Genomic DNA, 17,216 nt, shown 5'->3' with positions numbered 1-17,216 from the left:
AGGAGAACCCCATGGCCGATCTGCCCAACGCCATCGAACTGCAGAAGTACCTCGGCGGTGTCGACTATCCCGTCGGCCGCCACGAACTGATCGGGATCGCCGAGGACAACGGCGCGCCCGAGGAGATTCTCGAGCGGCTGCGCGCCTCGAAGGTCGACGAGTTCGACAGCCCGACCGAGGTCAGCAGCGCGGTCTCGGGCTGACCCGATCCCACGCGGCGCCCCTCGGCCGCTCAGCCGAGGGGCGCCCCTCGGTCGCTCAGCCGAGGGGGGCCCAGGCCGCGATCGCGATGATGACGATCACGAGCAGGGCGACGGCCGCCTGCACGCACAGGAGCACCGCGAAGATGTACCCCTGGTACGACGTGCGGCGTCCGCCGAGGCCGTTGACCAGCAGCGCCGCGAACATCGCCACCTGGAACGCGATCCCGATCCACGCCCACGCCGCGACGATGGGGATCGAGAAGGCGAACAGCACGATCGCGATGACGGCGAGGAGGCCGGATGCCAGCAACCACGCCTTCGCGTTGGGCTCGCGGATGGCCTTCTGTTCGGTGACGCGCGTCGGGTCGGTGTGACGGGGGCCGGTCATGGGTGGTTCCTCTCCGTGGGGAACGGCCACGGTAGGGGCGTCTCGACGCCGGCTCGGAGAGGGTTGACAGGCGTCGCACCATAGACGGAGGCCGACACCCGCGCCATCCCCGCGGCCCCGGTCCCGGCGCGTGTCTACAGTGAGGCATGACCGCCCGCATCCTGTCGATCGGCACGGCCCTGCCCGACACCCGCGTCAGCCAGGCGACACTGCGCGACCTGTTCGCCGCCCAGCCCGGCTTCGACCGCAAGAGCCAGCGCCTCGTGGGAGCGGCCTTCGACGCCGCCGCGATCGACACCCGCCACACCGTCCTTCCGCAACTGGCGGGAGGATCGGGCGACGGCCTGCCAGTGCGCGACGGCGACCGTCTGCTGATGCCCTCCACGGGCGACCGCAACGACGAGTACCGTCGCCGTGCGCCGGAGCTCTTCGCCGAGGCGGCCCGGTCCGCGCTGGCGGAATCGGGCCTCGACGCCCGGGCGGTCACGCACGTCGTGACCGTCTCGTGCACGGGCATGTTCGCCCCCGGACCCGACTACCACCTCGTGCGCGACCTCGATCTGTCCCCCACCGTCGAGCGCTACCACCTCGGCTTCATCGGGTGCGCGGCCGCGATCCCCGGTCTGCGGCTCGCGGCGCGCATCGTCGGCGACGATCCCGGCGCGGTCGTGCTGGTGGCGTGCGCCGAGCTCTGCTCTCTGCACTGGCAGACGTCGTCGCACCCGGATCAGATCGTCGCCGCCTCGGTGTTCGCCGACGGCGCGGCCGCCGCGGTCGTGGCATCCGGGGATCCCACCCGGGAGGGGCTCGACCTCGACGGCTTCGCGACGCATGTGACCGACGAGGGCGAGAAGGACATGGCCTGGACCGTCGGGGACTCAGGCTTCGAGATGACCCTGACGCCCGAGGTGCCCCGTATCATCGGGCGCGAGATCTCGGCCATCGCCGCTGACGTGGTCGGCGATCTCGGCGCCGTCGACGCGTGGGCCGTGCACCCCGGCGGTCGGAGCATCCTCGATCGGGTCGAGAACGCCCTCGACCTGGATGCCGCGGCCCTCGCCCCGTCGCGGGAGGTGCTGCGCCGACACGGCAACATGTCCAGCGCGACGCTGCTGTTCATCCTCCGCGACCTGCTCGCCGACACCGATCGGGTCGACGGCGACCGGGTCGCAGCCCTCGCCTTCGGTCCGGGGCTGACCGTCGAGGCGGCGCGTCTCACGCTGCGGCGCGCGTGAGCACGCTCGCGCGGCGCGACACGGCGCTGACCGAGCTGATGGACGATCCGGCGTGCGACCCGCGCGCGCTGGCGGCCACCTATCGGCGCTTCGACCTGGTGAACCGGCTCGTCTCGGCCTGGGGTCACGTGTACCGCGCGCGCGTGCGACCCGAGCTTCGGGCTCTCGGCCGTCCGGCGCGGGTGCTCGACCTCGGCTGCGGAGGCGGCGACGTGGTGGCGCGCCTCGCGGGTCTCGCCGCGCGCGACGGTCTCGACGTCGAGTGGGTGGGGGCGGACCCCGACCCGCGGGCGCTCGAGGCGGCACGCGAACGCGAGCGCGACGGCATCCGCTTCACCGCGCAGGGTTCGGGTGAATTGCTGGCCGCGGGTGAGCGGTTCGACCTCGTGCTGTCCAACCACGTCCTGCACCACCTCGACGCTGCGGCGCTCTCGTCCTTCGCCGACGACTCGCTCGCACTGTCGCGCGGGGCGGTGCTGCACGCCGACATCGCGCGCGGTCGTCTCGCCTACGGGCTGTACGCCGTGGGCATCGCGCCGCTGTCGGCCGGGACGTTCCTGCGGGTCGACGGGTTGCGCTCGATCCGGCGCAGCTATCGGGCCCCCGAGCTGGCCGCCGCCCTCGGCACCCCCTGGCGGGTCGAGACGCCCGCCCCCTTCCGGCTGCTCGCGGTCGCGCGAGGGCGTGCCGATGCCTGAGGTGCTCGTCGTCGGTGCGGGCCCCGTCGGACTCGCGCTGGGCGCCGACCTGCGCAGGCGCGGGATCCACGTCGAGATCGTCGAGCGACGCGTCGACCCCGGCGCGGGGACGCGGGCGATCGGCATCCACTCCCCCGCCCTGACGCTGCTCGAGGGTTCCGGGGCGACCGACGGGATCCGGGAGCGGGCCGTGCGCATCGCGCGAGGCGAGGCGCGGGCCGACGGTCGGGTGCTCGCCGAGATCCGGTTCGATCGTCTGCGGGCGCGGCATCCCTATGTCGCGGCGCTGCCGCAATCCGACACGATCGCGGTGCTGTCCGGCCTCGCCCCTCCGGTGCGGCGGGGCGTGACCGTGACCGGGCTGCGCGAGGACGCCTCGGGCGTGCGGGCGCGGCTCGACGACGGCGGCGAGATCCGCGCGGGGGTCGTGGTCGTGGCATCCGGGTGGGCCGGACGGGACCTCGTGTATCGGTCCGGTGCCGTCCGCACGCACCACTACCCCGACCGGTACGTCATGGCCGACGTGCTCGCTCCCGGTGGGCCGGTCGCCCGCGTGCACCTCGAGCGGGGCGGGGTCGTGGAGTCGTTCCCCCTCCCCGGGGGTCGGCGGCGGCTCGTCGCCTGGGCCGGGCGCGACGAGATTCCGGATGCCGATGCCTTCCTGGGCGGCGCCGTCGCCGCGAGGGCGGGCATCAGTGTCGACATCGCGGGGGCGAGCACCTTCCGCGTCCGGCGCGCCGTGGCGCCCGCCCTGCGACGCGGGCGGGTGGTCGTCGTCGGCGACGCCGCGCACGAGGTGAGTCCGATCGGCGGTCAGGGCATGAACCTGGGACTGCTGGACGCGCTGACCCTCTCACCGCTGCTCGGAGCCTGGGTGCGGTCCGGGGAGGTGACGGGACTCGCACGCTGGGAACGCGATCGGCTCGCGTCCGCGCGGCACGCGGCGCGACTCGCGGCACTCAACACGGTGCTCGGGCGAGCAGCCGGCGGAGCGACGCACGCGGTGCGCTCCGGGGTCCTGCGGGCCGGGCTGCGCGGCGCCGGCGGGGCGGCGTTCGCGCGGGCGTACGCGATGCGGTTCGATCGGGCCGCGGCCCGGACCTGACCTCCGTCGCGCGAGCGGAGCTCAGGCCACCACCAGTTGCGCGGCCAGGAGAAGCGCCGCGAGCATCGTGAGCCGGAAGACCGTACGACCGGGCGGGCGGAGCAGCGCGAGGATCGCCGTCACCAGCGCCACGACCACCACCGCCGCGAAGAAGAGGACGTCGAGCGCCCCCACTCCCCGGTCCGGCCCGAGCAACACGGCGACGGCCCCCGCCACGATGCCGGCGGCGGCGAGCAGGACCGAGGCGCGGGCGCCCAGCCGGTGCGGCAGTCCGCGGATACCGGTGCGTCGGTCATCCTCGAGATCGCGGACGACGTTCGTCAGGTGCACAGCGGCTCCGAGGGCCGCCCCCGCCGTCGTCGCCCAGGGGGCCGCGAGCGTCGGCGCAGCGGTGGAGAGGGTCGCGAAGGACGGGAAGAGGCCGAAACTCAGCAGGAACGGGACGATCGAGAACGGGGTCGCCTTCGCACCGGCGTTGTATGCCCACGCCGAGGCCAGGGCGATCGCGTGGACGGCGAGAAGGCCCGGGCCGAGCGGTGCCGACAACGCAAGCGCGGCGACGACGGCCCCCACCGCCACGGCGAGGGCCGCATCGAGCGAGACCGCTCCCTCGGCGACGGGCTTGTCGGCGCGACCCACGGCGGCGTCCCTCGCTCCGTCGATGACGTCGTTGGACAGTCCCACCGACACCTGTCCGGCGAACACGGCCACCACGAGCAGGGCGAGGCGCACCGACTCGACGCCCGCGGCGATACCCAGTGCGAGGGAGAGGACGGTGACGACCACGGTGGGACCCGGATGGGTCGACGCCCACAGCGCCCCGACGGCGCCCGCGCGTCCACGAGGGGCACGGGCGCGAGGCGGCTCCGCCGCGGCATCCATCACCCGACGACGCTACCGCGCGCGGCTCTGGACGGGAGCGCGAAGGGCCGCGACGTTCGACGCCGCGGCGACCTCACCGACGGAGCAGGCGACGGCCCACCGCGATGACGCCGACCGCGGCGAGGATCCACGGTCCCGCCACCAGCAGCGGGTCGATCCACTGGTGGCGCACATCGACGCGTCCTCGGCGTCCGGCGAGGGGCGCCCAGCGGCGCTCGGCGACGATACCCGTCTCGGTGATCGGGTTGTCGGGTCGGCTCGTCGCCAACGATCGCAGGTGCGCTCCGGCGGCCTCGACGCGGTCGCCGGCGAGCAGCAGCAGCCAGTGCGCGGCTCGCGCCTCGCTGAAGCGGGAGTAGGCGTAGCGGCGGATGGCTCCCGAGACGCCGTGCAGGGGTTGAGCCGTGCCGAACACGGGTGTCAGGCGGCCGTGCTCGATCGAGCGCTCCCGGCCGCCGTCAGGGACGGGCTGCTCCTCGGGGAACGTCCAGTGCGCGTTGAGGTCCTGCGGCTGCTCCTTCGGGACCGAGGGACGATCCGTCGGATCGAGGTCGGCACCCCAACCCGGGATGCGCGCGCGCAGTTCCTCCGCCGTCGGCGGCGGGGTGGGCTTGTCGGCGATGTAGGCCATGATCGAGGTCCTCTCAGGCGGTCGGGGGAAGGATGACGGCCTTGATGCAGCCGTCGATCTTGGCGGAGACCATGTGGTACCCCTCGGCGATGTGCCCGAGGGGGATGCGGTGCGTGATCATCTCCCGCGGGGAGATGCGTCCGGCCTGGATGTGCTCGAGCAGTCGCGGCCACTGGCGGGCGACGGGCGCCTGATTGGTGTGGATCGTCAGTCCCTTGTTCATCGCGTCGCCGAACTTCACCGCGCTGAACAGCGGACCGTAGGCCCCCATCACCGAGACGGTCCCGCCTTTGCGCACGGCGTCGATCGCCCAGTTCAGCGCCACCGGGGAACCGGCTTGCAGTTTGAGCTTCGCGCCGGTGAGGTGCTGCAGGAAGTGCCCGTCGGCTTCGGCGCCGACCGCGTCGATGACGACGTCGGCGCCGATGTGGTCGGTCTGCCTCTTCAGTTCGACGACGACATCGCGATGCTCCCGGTAGTCCAGCGTCTCGGCGAAGGCGAAGGTGCTCGCCTTTTCGAGACGTTCCGGCAGCTGGTCGACGACGATGACGCGGCCGGCGCCCATCAGCCACGACGAGCGCGCGGCGGCGAGTCCCACCGGTCCCGCCCCGAACACCACGACGGTGTCGCCCTCGACGATGTCTCCGAGCTGCGCGCCGAAGTATCCCGTGGAGAACGCGTGGGTCAGCAGCAGGGCGTCCTCGTCGTGGAGCCACTCGGGGATGACGCGCGGACCGACGTCGGCGAAGGGAACGCGGACCATCTCGGCCTGACCGCCGTCGTACCCGCCCGCGGTGTGCGAGTAGCCGTAGATCCCTCCGAGCGCGGTGGCGTTGGCGTTGACGTTGTGGCAGTTGCTGAGCAGTCCCCGCGCGCAGAAGAAGCACGTGCCGCACGAGATGTTGAACGGCACCATCACCCGGTCCCCGACCGTCAGGTTCTGCACCGAGGAGCCCACCTCGACCACACGACCGATGAACTCGTGGCCGAACGTGTGGCCGATCCGGGTGTCGGGGATCATGCCGTGATACAGGTGCAGGTCGGAGCCGCAGATCGCGGCCCGCTCGACGCGGACGATCGCGTCATTCGGGTGCTCGATGCGGGGGTCGGGCTTCTCCTCGACGCGGACCTTGTACGGTCCGCGGTACGTCATCGCTCTCATGCGTCGGTCCTCGTCTGGGTGTCGAAGGGTGGGTGTTCGGTCAGTGCGGGCCCGTCGCGACGGCCTCCGCGACGGCGCGATGGATGCCGTGGCCCCAGACGTCGCCGTGACCGGGGAGGACCGTGGTGGCCCGGGTGGCGGCGAGACCGGCCAGAGCGGTCATCGCCGCCCGGCTGTCGGCGGTGGCCGCACGCGCCACGATCTGCGGCCCAGGTCGTCCCGTATAGGGGTCGAAGGTCACGAGCGCGTCGCCGCTGAAGACGAGGTCGCGATCGGCCAGATGGAAGGCGAGGTGGCAGTAGGTGTGACCGGGGGTCGCCACCGGGAGCAGACCACCCAGCGTCGGTTCACCGGCCAGCAGGTCGCCGTGCGCCTCCACGCCCCGCACGCCGAGCGCGCCGGCGAAGGTCATGCGCGCCAGGTTCGGGATGCCGCCCGGATGCGCAAGCGGATACAGCCCGCGCGACGACTCGCGGTCGTAGCGATACGGATGCCGCACGAGCGGCGCATCGGCCGGATGGACGTGGATGGGGACGTGATGCTCTCGCTGCAGGCGGTCGAGGGTGCCGACGTGGTCGAAGTGTCCGTGGGTGAGCAAGACCGACACCAGGTCGCCGGGGGTTGCCCGCAATGCGGTGAGCGCGTGGGTGAGCAGTGACCAGCTGCGGGGCAACCCGGCGTCGATGAGCAGGATGCCGTCGTCGGTGGTGACCAGGTAGCTGTTGGTGACGGCTCGCGTGATCATCATCACCCCGTCGGCGACTTCGCGGATGCCGTCGCGTGGGCGCCCGAGCTGTGGTCCTGTCATGGGCGCCACCCTCGGCGCGGTCGGTGGCGCTCGACCACGGGGTTGCGGACGGGCACGAGGCGCGGTACTGCCCGCGGGTGGGGAGGCGGCTCGGGAGGGAGCGGCTCGGCGGCGTCGGCACCGGAGGCGACGTCGGCGCGGGACGGGTCGGCGGCGGCAGCGCGGGACGCCGTCGGCGGCGCAGGGGGCGGCGGCTCGGGAGGCGGCGGCTCGGAGACGGCGGGCTCGGTAACTCCAAACCGGGGACGGGGCCGCGGGGCTCGCCCTCCGCCGACGGCGCGCCACGACCCGGCCGGCGGCGGGTGGGCCGCCCCTGGGCCCGACGGTCGGACGGCTCCCTCCGGATGGGGTGACCGGTGGAGGACGGGCGGCTTTCAGAAGGGTGCGGGTTGTCGTCCGGGGATCCCGGACGGAGGGGAATCGTCACCGACGAAGCGGACGGCGGGTGAGTACGGGAGGGGGTGGTCGGTGTAGATGCGTCCGGTGGGTGAGGTGAACTCGATGACCCCGCCGGGTAGCTGCCGGACCTGCCATCGGGTGAATTGCTTCTGGGTGTGGTGTCTCTGGCAGAAGTGGCAGAGGTTGCACACGTGGGTTTTGCCGCCGAGGGCGTGATCGAGGTTGTGGTCGACCTCGCACCGCACCGCCGGGGCCGTGCAACCTGGCCACCGGCAGTGCCGGTCGCGGGCGCGGAGGTACCGGTCGATCGCGGCGGTCCGCTGATACGTGTCGGTGCACAAGACCGCGCCGGTGACAGGGTTCGTGAGCACCCGATCCCACGGCACCCTCGTCGCTTCAGCCAATCGCCGGGCTGTGTCGATATCGATGGGGCCGTGACCGACGAGTTCGGCGGGGTCGATGTTCTCCCGACCCGGATCCTGAACGGACAGCGCCGGGACGACGACCTGAACCCGGGCGCGGATGGCGCCGAGGGTGCCGGGGCCGTCGTCGGTGCGGGTGGGGTCGGCGTCGGGGGCGGCGGTGAGGAGCAGGTCGGCGAGGATGTCGGCGCGCACCTGGTCGGTACTGCGACGATCGGCTGCCGCTGCGCCGGGGGCTGCGCCTGCGACGGCGACAGCAACAGCGACAGCGACAGCGCCTACGACGGTTGCGTCGTGCTTCAGCACGTCGGTGGCGCCAATCATTTCCCGTTCCGGCCGTTCGTCGGAATCGTCGCCGACACGGTCGATCCCGAACGCGGCGCCGCTGACGATCGGCTGACCCAAACCTGATGACGATGTGCCATCGGCGCACGCCGAGACCGGCGAACCGGGCTCATCGCGCGCATCGATCAGCGCCCGCGACTGCTGCGTCAACCGGTCATAGATCCCCACGGCCAACACCGTCGGCAGCGTCGCGATGAGATCCGACATGCCGTTCTCGCCCCGCACCACCCGCACGCATCGTTCCTCACGGCCCCGCTGGTGCCGTTCCGTGATCGTGGTCGGCTGCAACCGCTCCGCCAGAGTCGCCAACCGTGCCCGCAGCCGTCCGGGACTCAAGCCCTCCGCGGTGGTGACGGCGAGAACATCGAACTCCCCGCGCTTGTCGAGCGGCACCGGGGTGCCGGCATCCACGATCGCCTGCACATGCGCCCGCGACAACGCTCCCGCCTCCCACGCGTCGACGGTCGCCGGGAACCGGTCGACGAGCGTCAACGCCTTCGCGATCTGCGCCTGCACCGACCGATCCGACAAACACCCCGCGGCCGCGATCTCCGACGCCACCTCCCGCAGCGCCATATCCGCCGCCCGAGACGACGCCCGCTGCCCGGCCATGACATCCAGCGCCAGACGCCCCGCCCGGGCCAACGCTCGAGTCTTTCGGGCTTCGGCGGCCGCGAGGGCGGCATCCGCTTCCAGCACCTCGCCCAGCACGACCGCAAGCGGGTCGGACCCGTCAGGTGGTGGAGGTGAAGGTATCGAGAAGCTCATGCAGGCATGCTAGCCCCCACCTCCGACATTGGACCGCTGACCGGGGCTTTCTGTGGACAGATCGCGTGTTTCGACCCTTGGGGAGGAGCCGTTCCCGGTCACCACCCAGAGCAGACACCGCACCGACAACGCCCCATCCACCGACGAACACCCATCTGCCGACCTCACCTTCGGAGGCCCCGTCACCGAACACCGCTCCGACGCCACTCACCTCACGCCGCCCCACCGCGAAAACGCCTGTCGGTCACCCTGATTGCCCGCGAAGCCCGGCGGCCCCGACGAACGAGCACCACCCCACCGACGAGACGCCACCCACATCCACCGCCCTCGCACCACAACCGCAAACGCGGCCTGCATTCACACCCCGCCATCACACCCACCGCACCCGCACTGCCCACCGCCGCACGTCACGCGCAAACGCCTCACACGCACGCCCCCGCAGCGTCCGACCCGCACCCGCACCCCCACCCGCCGCGTCAACCCCCTGCGGAACGCACGCCGCGCCCGCTTAGCGTCCGACCAACCCGTCCCCACCCGAGAGGAACCGCATGCGCCAGGTCGTCGTCGTCACCGGAGGGTCGCGGGGCATCGGACGGGCGACTGCCCTGCGCTTCGCGAAGAAGGGGATGCGCCTGGTCCTGGTGGCCCGCGACGAGATCGCCCTCGCGTCCGCGGCGGACGAGTGCCGCGCTCGGGGCGCGGAGGTCCACACCCTCTCCATCGACCTCGCCCTCCCCGACGGCCCCGAGCGCGCAGCCGACGCCGCCGTCGCGCGATTCGGGCGGATCGACGTGTGGGTGGCATCGGCATCCGTGTTCGCGTACGGCTCGGTCGAGGACACCCCGGATGCCGTTCGGGACCGCGTGATCGAGACGAACCTGCTCGGGCAGATGCGCGCGGCGCGGGCGGTCATCCCCCACTTCCGCGCTCGGGGCGGCGGCACCCTCGTGTTCGTCGGATCCCTCTTCTCGCAGGTGTCCGGCCCCTACGTCTCGTCGTACGTCGCCGCGAAGCACGGACTCCTGGGGTTCGCACGGTCGTTGCGGCAGGAGATGCTCGCGCACCGCGGCATCCGGATCAAGATCGTGCTCCCGGCGAGCATCGACACCCCGATCTACCATCGCGCGGCGAACGTCACCGGGCGGCGGCCGTTCCCGCTGCCCCCGGTGGTATCCGCGGACCGCGTCGCGCGGGCGATCGTCCGCGTGACCCGCGGACCGCGCCACGAGGTCGGCGTCGGCGCGGCGCAGTTCGTCACCCGCCCGCTGCAGTTCTTGCTGCCGCGCGTGTACGACCGCTTCATCCGCGTCCTGCAGCTCACCCTGGGCCTGCGTCGGCGACCCGCCGACCGCTCCATGGGTGCGGTGCTGCACCCCCGGCACGACCCGGGCGCGGTGAGCGGCGGCTGGTCGCGCTTCCCACTGCGGGCCCCGCGCTGAGCCCTTGCGGCACCGGCCCCGACGCCACCCAGGAGACTACGACCACAACCACGACCCGAACCGGCGCACAACCCCGCACCCGGACCGCACGCCCGCAACCCGAGCCGGCGCACGTGACCCGCGAACCCCGGAACCCGGATGCCACCGCACCCGGGATCCGTGGACTCACGCGGCCGCTTCGAATCCCTCGCGCTGCGTGTTTTCGTCGGCGACGCGGACGCCCCAGCGGTAGGCGAGCTTGCCGCCCAGCCATCCCGAGATGCTGAGTCCCGCGGCGGCGACGGCGCTGAGCCCGAAGGCCACGATCGGCACGCGGCCCAGATCGAGCATCCGCACGATGAGACCGACCGAGAACAGCCCCATCGCGGTGACGTTCAGCACGAGGTGCGCCAGGGCCGTGCGCCGGGCGGGCGTGCCCCGCGGGATGCGCGAGTAGTCGAGCAGACCCAGCACGGCCGCGCCGACGGCCCCGCCGAGGCCGATCCCGATGAGCCAGCGCGATCCCGTGGCGAACGCGCGCGGGTCGTCTGCGGCGAGGCCGAGCAGGTCGAAGACGAGGCTCGACGACCACGCGCCGATCGGGATGGTCACCGCAACCGGGTGGAACGGGTGGCCGTAGGGCCCCGCGACGATCGAGCGGGGCACCTTCGCCGCTCGCATCGCGGGGAAGCTCGCCCCGCTCCGCGGTGCCGACGTCCGCGAGGGCCCCGGCACCGCGGCATCCACCCCGCTCATTCCTTGTGCAGCGCGTCCTGCGCGCGACCGGCGAGCTTCTCGACCGTGTTCGGCAGCTCGGTCGTGCCGTAGAACCGCGCGTCGGGGTGCGTGGGCGGGGGCATGGGGACGCCCGCGGGCGGCTCGGGCACGTACGTGAACTCGCCCTTGCCGTCGGGGGTCGGACCGGAGGCCCAGGTGCCGTCGCCGGCCTGCTTCCCGTCGCTGAAGTTGATGTACTGGTACGACACGTCGCGGTCCTCCTTGTCGAGGGGGAAGTTGCTGGGCACGGGGAGCTTCTCCAGCCCCTCGGCCTGCAATTCGGCGGCTGCGGCCGCCCACTGGTTCTGGTGCATCGTGTCGCGGGCGAGCAGGAAGGCCAGAAGGTCCTTCACGCCGTGGTCGTCGGTCTGGTGGTAGAGCCGGGCGACCTGCACGCGGCCCTGCATCTCGGCGTTGGCGTTCGCGGTGAAGTCGGCGAGCAGGTTGCCGCTGGCGGTGATGAAACTGCCCTGCCAGGGGTTGCCCATCGAGTCGACGGGACGCGCGCCGGCGCCGGCGACGATGCCGTGCTGGATGTCGGTGCCGCCGATCACGGCCGCGACGGTGGGGTCGCTCTGCACCGCCTCCTCGGTGATCCCGAGCGGCGCCTTCTCGAGCAGCTGCGCGATCATGATGGCGAGCATCTCGACGTGCCCCATCTCCTCGGCGCCGATACCGAAGACGAGGTCGCGGTACTTGCCGGGGATGTGCATGTTCCAGGCCTGGAATTGGTACTGCAGGGCGACGGTGATCTCGCCGTACTGCCCGCCGAGCACCTCCTGGAGCTTGCGGGCGTAGACGGCATCCGGCTTCTCGGGGGTGGCGGAGTGCTGCAGCTCTTGACGATGGAAGTACATGTCTCTCCTCACCGCGCCGGGAAGAAGGTCAGGGGGCCGGAGTGGCGCGTGCGGGCTACGAAACGTTCCGTCCGAGGGGTTCGACACGGGGGTTGCGGCGGGTCGTCGGGGGCGCGACAATCACGCGCCCGAGTCTTGGCACTCGACACCCGCGAGTGCTAATCTGCTACCAGTTGAGCGAAGTTGACTCAACTTCAGAACTCTCCGGATGCCACGTCCGGACCGATCGACAAGGAGAACGACCATGGCCACCTACGACCCCTTCCGCGACCTCGACCGCCTCGCGTCGACCCTCCTCGACGCCCGCCGCGGCGGCGGTCCGCGACGGATGCCGATGGACCTCTACCGCGACGGGGACCACTACGTCCTGGCCGCCGATCTTCCCGGCGTCGACCCCGGGTCGGTCGACATCGACGTCGACGGCCAGCTGCTCACCATCCGGGCCGAGCGCACCCTCGGCTCGGGCGAGGGCGTCAAGTGGATCACGCGCGAGCGCGAGACGGCATCCTTCGTCCGCCAGCTCAACCTCGGTCAGGGCATCGACACCGAGCGCATCAGCGCGTCGTACCGCAACGGTGTGCTGAGCGTGACGATCCCGGTGAGCGAGAAGGCGAAGCCGCGTCGCATCGCGGTCTCCACCGACGACGGCGACGGCGTGATCGAGGCGCACGAGAGCACGCCCCAGCCCATCGAGCAGTAACCCCCTCACCCGCACGGGAGCGTTCCGCACGGGACCGCTCCCGTGCGGAACGCCTCGCGGCTTGTCAAGGGTCTGGAGGGGACGCCCACCCCACCCTCACAGTGCTCTCGTGCCCCCGACCGTGTCCTCCCCCCTGCCCACCGCGGAGCGCCTCGACGTCGAGGACTTCCCGCCCTTCCACCCGCGCGGACCGGTCAGCGCGGCGGTGATGCAGCATCTCGTCGACGGCGTGGGCACGGGACACACCGCCCTCGCCGACGAAGCCGTCTCGGCATCCGTCGACGTCGAGCACGACGACGACCTCCAGCTCGCCCTCTTCTGCCTGTACGCCTCCTCGTACGGATCGGTCCCCGCCTTCCGCGCGGAGCTCGAATGGGACCCCGCCCTGATCGCCACGCGACGCGTGATCGAGAACGCCTTCGAGGCGGCGCTGCGCCGGAGCGTTCCGGTCCCGCAGCTGCCGGCACCGACGATGGATGCCGTGGCCCGCGCCCTCTTCGCCCTCACCGGCGCCGACGCGGGTCCGAGTCTGTCGCGCCATCTCGCCCGCCGCGCCTCGCTCGAGCAGGCCCACGAGTTCCTCGTGCACCGCACGATCTACACGCTGCGCGAGGCGGACCCGCATTCCTGGGCGATCCCGCGCCTGAGCGGCCGGCCCAAGGCGGCGCTCGTCGAGATCCAGTCCGACGAGTACGGCGGCGGTCGCCCCGAGCGGGTGCACGCCGAGATGTTCGCTCGCGCGGTGCGATCCGCCGGCCTGTCCGATGCCTACGGGGCGTACGTGGACGACGTGCCCGCGGTCACCCTCGCCTCCCACAACGCCATGTCGATGTTCGGCCTGAACCGGCGGCTCCTGGGGGCGATCGTCGGTCATCTCGCCGCTTTCGAGATGACCTCGTCGATCCCCAACCGCCTCTACGCCGAGGGGTTGCGCCGCCTCGGTCTCGGCGACGACGTCTGCGCCTACTTCGACGAGCACGTCGAGGCCGACGCCGTCCACGAGCAGATCGCGGGTCGCGACCTGGCCGGCGCCCTCGCCGAGGACCGCCCCGAACTGCTCGCCGACATCGTGTTCGGCGCAGCGGCATGCCTCGAGGTCGACGGCCGCGTCGGCCGGCACATCCTCGACGCCTGGGAGCGCGGCGCGTCCTCGCTGCGCGCAGAGGCCGGGCGATGAGCGAACGCGAGGTCACGATCACCGCCTACCCCGACGGCCCACTCCTCGTGCGCGGCGACGTCCGTCTCGAGACCAGTGACGGCCGCGAGCTCCCGCGCTCACGCCGCACCGTGGCGCTCTGCCGCTGCGGACTCTCGACGATCAAGCCGTTCTGCGACGGGACGCACAAGGCCTCCGGCTTCCGCACCGAGGACTGATGCGCCTCGACGCCGAATACCTCCTCCCTCTCCGCTGGGACGACGACGCCGACCTCGACGATCTGGTCGCCTACCTCGAGGACCTCTCGAGAGTGGTCGACGTGACGGTGGTCGACGGGTCGCCCGCGGAGCGCTTCGCCGCGCACGCGCGGGCGTTCCCCGTCGGCGTGCGCCACCTCCCGCCCCGCGAGCCGGGCGGCGGCAACGGCAAGGCGCGAGGCGTCGTGACGGGTCTCGCCCTCAGCCGGCACGAACGCGTGATCGTCGCCGACGACGACGTGCGCCACGATCGCGGCACCCTCACCGCCCTCGCGGTGGAGATCGGGGATGCCGACCTCGTCGCGCCGCAGAACGTGTTCGATCCGCGCCTCTGGCACGCGCGGTGGGACACCGCCCGCTCGCTCCTGAACCGCGCAGGAGGGTCGGACTACCCGGGCACGTACGGCATCCGCCGGAGCGCTCTGCCCTCCGGCTACGCCGTCGACGTGCTGTTCGAGAACCTCGAAATGGAGCGGACCGTGCGCGCCCGGGGCGGCCGGGTCCGGCACTGTCGCGACCTCTTCGTCCCACGACGCCCGCCCGACGCCCGGCGCTTCGCGACCCAGCGGGTCCGGCAGGCGTACGACAGCCTCGCCCAACCCGGACGGCTGTGCGGGGAGCTCGCGATCGCCCCGACGGTCCTGCTGGCGCGTCGACGACCCGGCATCCTGGTCCTGCTCGCCCTCGCGACGATCGCCGCAGCGGAGGTCGGCCGACGCCGCGGACGCGGGGCGGCGGTGTTCCCCCGTACGGCGGCGCTGTGGGCACCCCTCTGGGCCGCCGAACGAGCCGTCACGAGCTGGATCGCCCTCGTCCTCCGCGTCCGCGGCGGGGTCCGCTACGCCGGGACGAGACTCCCGCGCGCGGCGACACCGCTGCGGGTCCTGCGCCGCGACGCCCGCGATGCCGTCGCGGCGTCGAGCCGCGGAGCGCGCTCGTGACCCACTCATGCGCCGACGCCCCGGGCACCGCGGAGGGTGTCCGGGGCGTCCGGAGTGCGTCAGAGGTCCTCGGGGGCGAGGTCGCCCTGTCCCTCTTCGCCGAGTTCCACGACACCGGGATCTTCGCCCTGGGAGTCGGTGCCGGTGCTTTCGGGGTGGATGTCCTCGAGCGGGATGTCGCTGTCGTCGGCCGGGATCTCGGCCGGGTCGGCGCCGGTCGCCGTGGCCGGATTGATGTCCTCGGGGTCGGCACCTTCGTCGAGGGCGGTCGTGGCATCCCACTCCGCCTGCGCGGGGTCGAGCGCCGGATCGGGCTCGATGGAGGTGTCGCCGTCGCGCAGCGGCTGCACGCCGGCCACGCCCACCTCGGTGGCGGGGCTCGTCTCGGCGGGGGTCGGGTCGATCGACGCGTCGCTCATGGGGGGTCCTTCCGTCGGGCGGGATACACCGCCGGGATCGACGGTCCCCCCATCCAACGCGGCGGCCAGCGGCTCGGCCCGCCCCTTGACACGTGGGTGCACGGGAACGTTCGAGACGGCCGCCGTGCCGCCAGGGGCGTGAACCGCGCACCACCGCTCGAGGTCCTCCTCGCCGACATTTCAAGAAAGCCGCACTCGCCGCGGCGAAAGGAACACCATGGGCCAGATCCTCACGACGCGCTCGCGCGGAATCGACGATGTGGAGCGCGTCTGGTCGCGCTTCGTCCCCTCGGCGCGACTCGAGCGCGTCGAACCCCGCACGATCTCCTTCTCGTGGAGCTCGGTCGAGCTGCCGCGCTTCTCGGTGGTGTCGTACGAGCTCGCGGCATCCGTGCACTCCTCGGTGCAGATGGACGATCAGATCATGGCGTGCCGCGTCCTCGGCGACGACGTGCGCCTCGACGCCGAAGGGCGCGCCATCGATCCGCGGCGCCCGTGGCTCGCCGCCGACGGCGGCACCGACGCCTGGTGGACCGGCACCGCCCGCGTGCGCGCGTTCGTCTTCGATCGCAGTGACGCCGAGCGGGTCGCCCGCGTCGCAGCCGGCGACGACCGGTTGGTGCTGCGCCGGATCGATCCGACGGCGCGCGACCGCGAAGCCGCGACGCAGTGGGAACGCACCTTCTCCCACGTCTCGGCCTCGCTGACAGCCGTGCACGACGACCCGCTGCTCTCCACGGAGCTGCACCGGCACGCTCTGCTGACGACCCTCGCCACGTTCTCCACGTCCTATCTCGATGCCCTCGACCGCGCGCGTCAGCGCAGCGCCGCGCCGCGCACCGTGCGGCGGGCCATCATGCACATCGAGGCGCACGCGCAGGACCCTCTGACGCTCGACGACATCGCCGTGGCATCCGGGATCTCGTCCCGCGGACTCCAGCACGCCTTCCGCCGGGCCCTCGACACCACCCCGATGGAGTACCTCCGGCGGGTGCGGCTCAGCGGCGCCCACGAGGAACTGCGCACCGGCACGGCGGTGTCGGTCGCCGACGTCGCCCGCCGCTGGGGCTTCTCGAGCGCGTCCCGCTTCGCGCGCTACCACCGCGAGCACTACGGGCAGAACCCGGCTCAGGTCGCGCGGATGTTCTGAGCGCCGACGCCTTCGGTCTCGGCGTTGCGCGCGGCGTCCCGGAAAGACGCCGTCAGCGCACAGCGAATGCACAGTGAACACGCGGGGAACGAACCCCGCTGGAGGAAGACGTGGGCAAGTTCATCTACGAAGGCGGCATCCGCAACGAGTTCGAGGATCGTCTCCTCGCGCACCTGCAGGTGGTCGTCGGAAACAAGCTGCGGCGCGGCGAGCCGTTCTACTTCGTCTGGAAGGACGACATCAGCACGGGCGGCGGACGCACCTCGGTGTGGATGCACCCCCGGGCCAACCTCGTCTTCAAGTTCAACGGCGGACGTCCGCCGGCCCTGAATCGCGCATGGCTGGAGGCACTGATGTCGACGGCGAACTCCCCGACCGGCCTCTACGTCGTTCCCGAACCGGCCGAGGAGACGGTGTCGCCCGAGTCCTTCGCCTGACACCCGCTGTCAAGGCGCTGGCGCCTGCGGCGTCCGGGCCGGAACGTGAGGGAGACGA

The 17,216-nt window shown here is 72.3% G+C and carries 20 protein-coding genes; 11 read left to right on the top strand and 9 right to left on the bottom strand.

Annotation, left to right across the window (positions count from 1 at the left end; translation table 11 throughout):
- Positions 1-11 precede the first annotated feature (11 nt).
- Complete coding sequence (locus Q9R20_RS10585; protein WP_295836888.1) at positions 12-203, top strand: DUF2795 domain-containing protein; 192 nt, start codon at positions 12-14, stop codon at positions 201-203.
- 55 nt (positions 204-258) lie between these two features.
- Here the strand turns inward: Q9R20_RS10585 and Q9R20_RS10580 are convergent, their stop codons facing one another.
- Positions 259-591: a hypothetical protein gene (locus Q9R20_RS10580; RefSeq protein WP_311249307.1), complete on the bottom strand. Its 333-nt coding sequence runs from the start codon at positions 589-591 to the stop codon at positions 259-261.
- 146 nt (positions 592-737) lie between these two features.
- On the opposite strand from Q9R20_RS10580, the gene Q9R20_RS10575 reads away from it, so the two are divergent.
- Genes Q9R20_RS10575 through Q9R20_RS10565 form a run of 3 tightly spaced genes read left to right on the top strand, consistent with a single transcriptional unit; the run spans position 738 to position 3,629 of the window.
- Complete coding sequence (locus tag Q9R20_RS10575) at positions 738-1,826, top strand: type III polyketide synthase (RefSeq protein ID WP_311249306.1); 1,089 nt, start codon at positions 738-740, stop codon at positions 1,824-1,826.
- Positions 1,827-1,864: 38 nt separating this feature from the next.
- On the top strand, positions 1,865-2,524 hold the full coding sequence (locus tag Q9R20_RS10570; RefSeq protein ID WP_396653682.1) for a methyltransferase domain-containing protein: 660 nt from the start codon (positions 1,865-1,867) through the stop codon (positions 2,522-2,524).
- Positions 2,517-3,629 (top strand): NAD(P)/FAD-dependent oxidoreductase, encoded by a 1,113-nt coding sequence (locus Q9R20_RS10565; protein ID WP_311249304.1) that lies wholly within the window; start codon positions 2,517-2,519, stop codon positions 3,627-3,629. Before Q9R20_RS10570 ends, Q9R20_RS10565 begins: the two co-directional genes overlap by 8 nt.
- A gap of 21 nt (positions 3,630-3,650) precedes the next feature.
- On the opposite strand, the gene Q9R20_RS10560 is transcribed toward Q9R20_RS10565, so the two are convergent.
- The 5 genes from Q9R20_RS10560 to Q9R20_RS10540 form a co-directional block, all read right to left on the bottom strand.
- A complete protein-coding gene (locus tag Q9R20_RS10560; protein ID WP_311249453.1) occupies positions 3,651-4,511 on the bottom strand; it encodes a UbiA family prenyltransferase in 861 nt (286 codons plus the stop codon).
- A 73-nt stretch (positions 4,512-4,584) separates the two neighbouring features.
- Positions 4,585-5,142, bottom strand: coding sequence for a hypothetical protein (locus Q9R20_RS10555; protein WP_311249303.1), 558 nt, complete (start codon positions 5,140-5,142; stop codon positions 4,585-4,587).
- Between the two features lie 13 nt (positions 5,143-5,155).
- A complete protein-coding gene (locus tag Q9R20_RS10550) occupies positions 5,156-6,304 on the bottom strand; it encodes a zinc-dependent alcohol dehydrogenase (RefSeq protein ID WP_311249302.1) in 1,149 nt (382 codons plus the stop codon).
- Positions 6,305-6,344: 40 nt separating this feature from the next.
- Positions 6,345-7,112: an MBL fold metallo-hydrolase gene (locus Q9R20_RS10545; protein WP_311249301.1), complete on the bottom strand. Its 768-nt coding sequence runs from the start codon at positions 7,110-7,112 to the stop codon at positions 6,345-6,347.
- Positions 7,113-7,486: 374 nt separating this feature from the next.
- The gene (locus Q9R20_RS10540; RefSeq protein ID WP_311249300.1) at positions 7,487-9,046 is read right to left on the bottom strand and encodes a DUF222 domain-containing protein; all 1,560 of its coding nucleotides are present in this window, start codon (positions 9,044-9,046) and stop codon (positions 7,487-7,489) included.
- 548 nt (positions 9,047-9,594) lie between these two features.
- Between Q9R20_RS10540 and Q9R20_RS10535 the strand changes: the two genes are divergently transcribed.
- Positions 9,595-10,485, top strand: a complete 891-nt coding sequence (locus Q9R20_RS10535) for an SDR family NAD(P)-dependent oxidoreductase (RefSeq protein ID WP_311249299.1) — start codon at positions 9,595-9,597, stop codon at positions 10,483-10,485.
- 165 nt (positions 10,486-10,650) lie between these two features.
- Here Q9R20_RS10535 and Q9R20_RS10530 read toward each other — a convergent pair whose 3' ends face one another.
- Together Q9R20_RS10530 and Q9R20_RS10525 are read right to left on the bottom strand one after the other, a co-directional pair.
- On the bottom strand, positions 10,651-11,130 hold the full coding sequence (locus Q9R20_RS10530) for a DUF2231 domain-containing protein (protein ID WP_311249298.1): 480 nt from the start codon (positions 11,128-11,130) through the stop codon (positions 10,651-10,653).
- An 86-nt stretch (positions 11,131-11,216) separates the two neighbouring features.
- Complete coding sequence (locus Q9R20_RS10525; RefSeq protein ID WP_311249297.1) at positions 11,217-12,098, bottom strand: manganese catalase family protein; 882 nt, start codon at positions 12,096-12,098, stop codon at positions 11,217-11,219.
- A 244-nt stretch (positions 12,099-12,342) separates the two neighbouring features.
- On the opposite strand from Q9R20_RS10525, the gene Q9R20_RS10520 reads away from it, so the two are divergent.
- From Q9R20_RS10520 to Q9R20_RS10505, 4 genes are all read left to right on the top strand, one after another.
- Positions 12,343-12,798 carry an Hsp20/alpha crystallin family protein gene (locus Q9R20_RS10520; protein ID WP_295836855.1) on the top strand — a complete coding sequence of 152 codons (456 nt, stop codon included), beginning with the start codon at positions 12,343-12,345 and terminating at the stop codon, positions 12,796-12,798.
- A gap of 208 nt (positions 12,799-13,006) precedes the next feature.
- Positions 13,007-13,975, top strand: a complete 969-nt coding sequence (locus Q9R20_RS10515) for an iron-containing redox enzyme family protein (protein ID WP_311249452.1) — start codon at positions 13,007-13,009, stop codon at positions 13,973-13,975.
- Complete coding sequence (locus Q9R20_RS10510) at positions 13,972-14,172, top strand: CDGSH iron-sulfur domain-containing protein (protein WP_311249296.1); 201 nt, start codon at positions 13,972-13,974, stop codon at positions 14,170-14,172. The genes Q9R20_RS10515 and Q9R20_RS10510 overlap by 4 nt, the downstream gene beginning before the upstream one ends.
- On the top strand, positions 14,172-15,152 hold the full coding sequence (locus Q9R20_RS10505; protein WP_311249295.1) for a glycosyltransferase family 2 protein: 981 nt from the start codon (positions 14,172-14,174) through the stop codon (positions 15,150-15,152). Before Q9R20_RS10510 ends, Q9R20_RS10505 begins: the two co-directional genes overlap by 1 nt.
- Positions 15,153-15,211: 59 nt before the next feature.
- Here Q9R20_RS10505 and Q9R20_RS10500 read toward each other — a convergent pair whose 3' ends face one another.
- Positions 15,212-15,571: a sugar ABC transporter ATPase gene (locus tag Q9R20_RS10500; protein ID WP_311249294.1), complete on the bottom strand. Its 360-nt coding sequence runs from the start codon at positions 15,569-15,571 to the stop codon at positions 15,212-15,214.
- A gap of 217 nt (positions 15,572-15,788) precedes the next feature.
- On the opposite strand from Q9R20_RS10500, the gene Q9R20_RS10495 reads away from it, so the two are divergent.
- Positions 15,789-16,721, top strand: coding sequence for a helix-turn-helix transcriptional regulator (locus Q9R20_RS10495; RefSeq protein ID WP_311249293.1), 933 nt, complete (start codon positions 15,789-15,791; stop codon positions 16,719-16,721).
- Between the two features lie 110 nt (positions 16,722-16,831).
- On the top strand, positions 16,832-17,158 hold the full coding sequence (locus tag Q9R20_RS10490) for an ATP-dependent DNA ligase (RefSeq protein WP_311249292.1): 327 nt from the start codon (positions 16,832-16,834) through the stop codon (positions 17,156-17,158).
- Positions 17,159-17,216 lie beyond the last annotated feature (58 nt).

Source organism: Microbacterium sp. PRF11, assembly GCF_031844085.1.
GTDB lineage: Bacteria > Actinomycetota > Actinomycetes > Actinomycetales > Microbacteriaceae > Microbacterium.
Note: the sequence above shows the minus strand (reverse complement) of the source record. Positions and strands in the feature narration are given on the sequence as shown.

Coding starts and splice junctions, on each gene's coding strand:
- Q9R20_RS10585 (WP_295836888.1), top strand. CDS start 12: ATGGCCGATCTGCCCAACGCCATCGAACTGCAGAAGTACCTCGGCGGT.
- Q9R20_RS10580 (WP_311249307.1), bottom strand. CDS start 591: ATGACCGGCCCCCGTCACACCGACCCGACGCGCGTCACCGAACAGAAG.
- Q9R20_RS10575 (WP_311249306.1), top strand. CDS start 738: ATGACCGCCCGCATCCTGTCGATCGGCACGGCCCTGCCCGACACCCGC.
- Q9R20_RS10570 (WP_396653682.1), top strand. CDS start 1,865: ATGGACGATCCGGCGTGCGACCCGCGCGCGCTGGCGGCCACCTATCGG.
- Q9R20_RS10565 (WP_311249304.1), top strand. CDS start 2,517: ATGCCTGAGGTGCTCGTCGTCGGTGCGGGCCCCGTCGGACTCGCGCTG.
- Q9R20_RS10560 (WP_311249453.1), bottom strand. CDS start 4,511: ATGGATGCCGCGGCGGAGCCGCCTCGCGCCCGTGCCCCTCGTGGACGC.
- Q9R20_RS10555 (WP_311249303.1), bottom strand. CDS start 5,142: ATGGCCTACATCGCCGACAAGCCCACCCCGCCGCCGACGGCGGAGGAA.
- Q9R20_RS10550 (WP_311249302.1), bottom strand. CDS start 6,304: ATGAGAGCGATGACGTACCGCGGACCGTACAAGGTCCGCGTCGAGGAG.
- Q9R20_RS10545 (WP_311249301.1), bottom strand. CDS start 7,112: ATGACAGGACCACAGCTCGGGCGCCCACGCGACGGCATCCGCGAAGTC.
- Q9R20_RS10540 (WP_311249300.1), bottom strand. CDS start 9,046: ATGAGCTTCTCGATACCTTCACCTCCACCACCTGACGGGTCCGACCCG.
- Q9R20_RS10535 (WP_311249299.1), top strand. CDS start 9,595: ATGCGCCAGGTCGTCGTCGTCACCGGAGGGTCGCGGGGCATCGGACGG.
- Q9R20_RS10525 (WP_311249297.1), bottom strand. CDS start 12,098: ATGTACTTCCATCGTCAAGAGCTGCAGCACTCCGCCACCCCCGAGAAG.
- Q9R20_RS10520 (WP_295836855.1), top strand. CDS start 12,343: ATGGCCACCTACGACCCCTTCCGCGACCTCGACCGCCTCGCGTCGACC.
- Q9R20_RS10515 (WP_311249452.1), top strand. CDS start 13,007: ATGCAGCATCTCGTCGACGGCGTGGGCACGGGACACACCGCCCTCGCC.
- Q9R20_RS10510 (WP_311249296.1), top strand. CDS start 13,972: ATGAGCGAACGCGAGGTCACGATCACCGCCTACCCCGACGGCCCACTC.
- Q9R20_RS10505 (WP_311249295.1), top strand. CDS start 14,172: ATGCGCCTCGACGCCGAATACCTCCTCCCTCTCCGCTGGGACGACGAC.
- Q9R20_RS10500 (WP_311249294.1), bottom strand. CDS start 15,571: ATGAGCGACGCGTCGATCGACCCGACCCCCGCCGAGACGAGCCCCGCC.
- Q9R20_RS10495 (WP_311249293.1), top strand. CDS start 15,789: ATGGGCCAGATCCTCACGACGCGCTCGCGCGGAATCGACGATGTGGAG.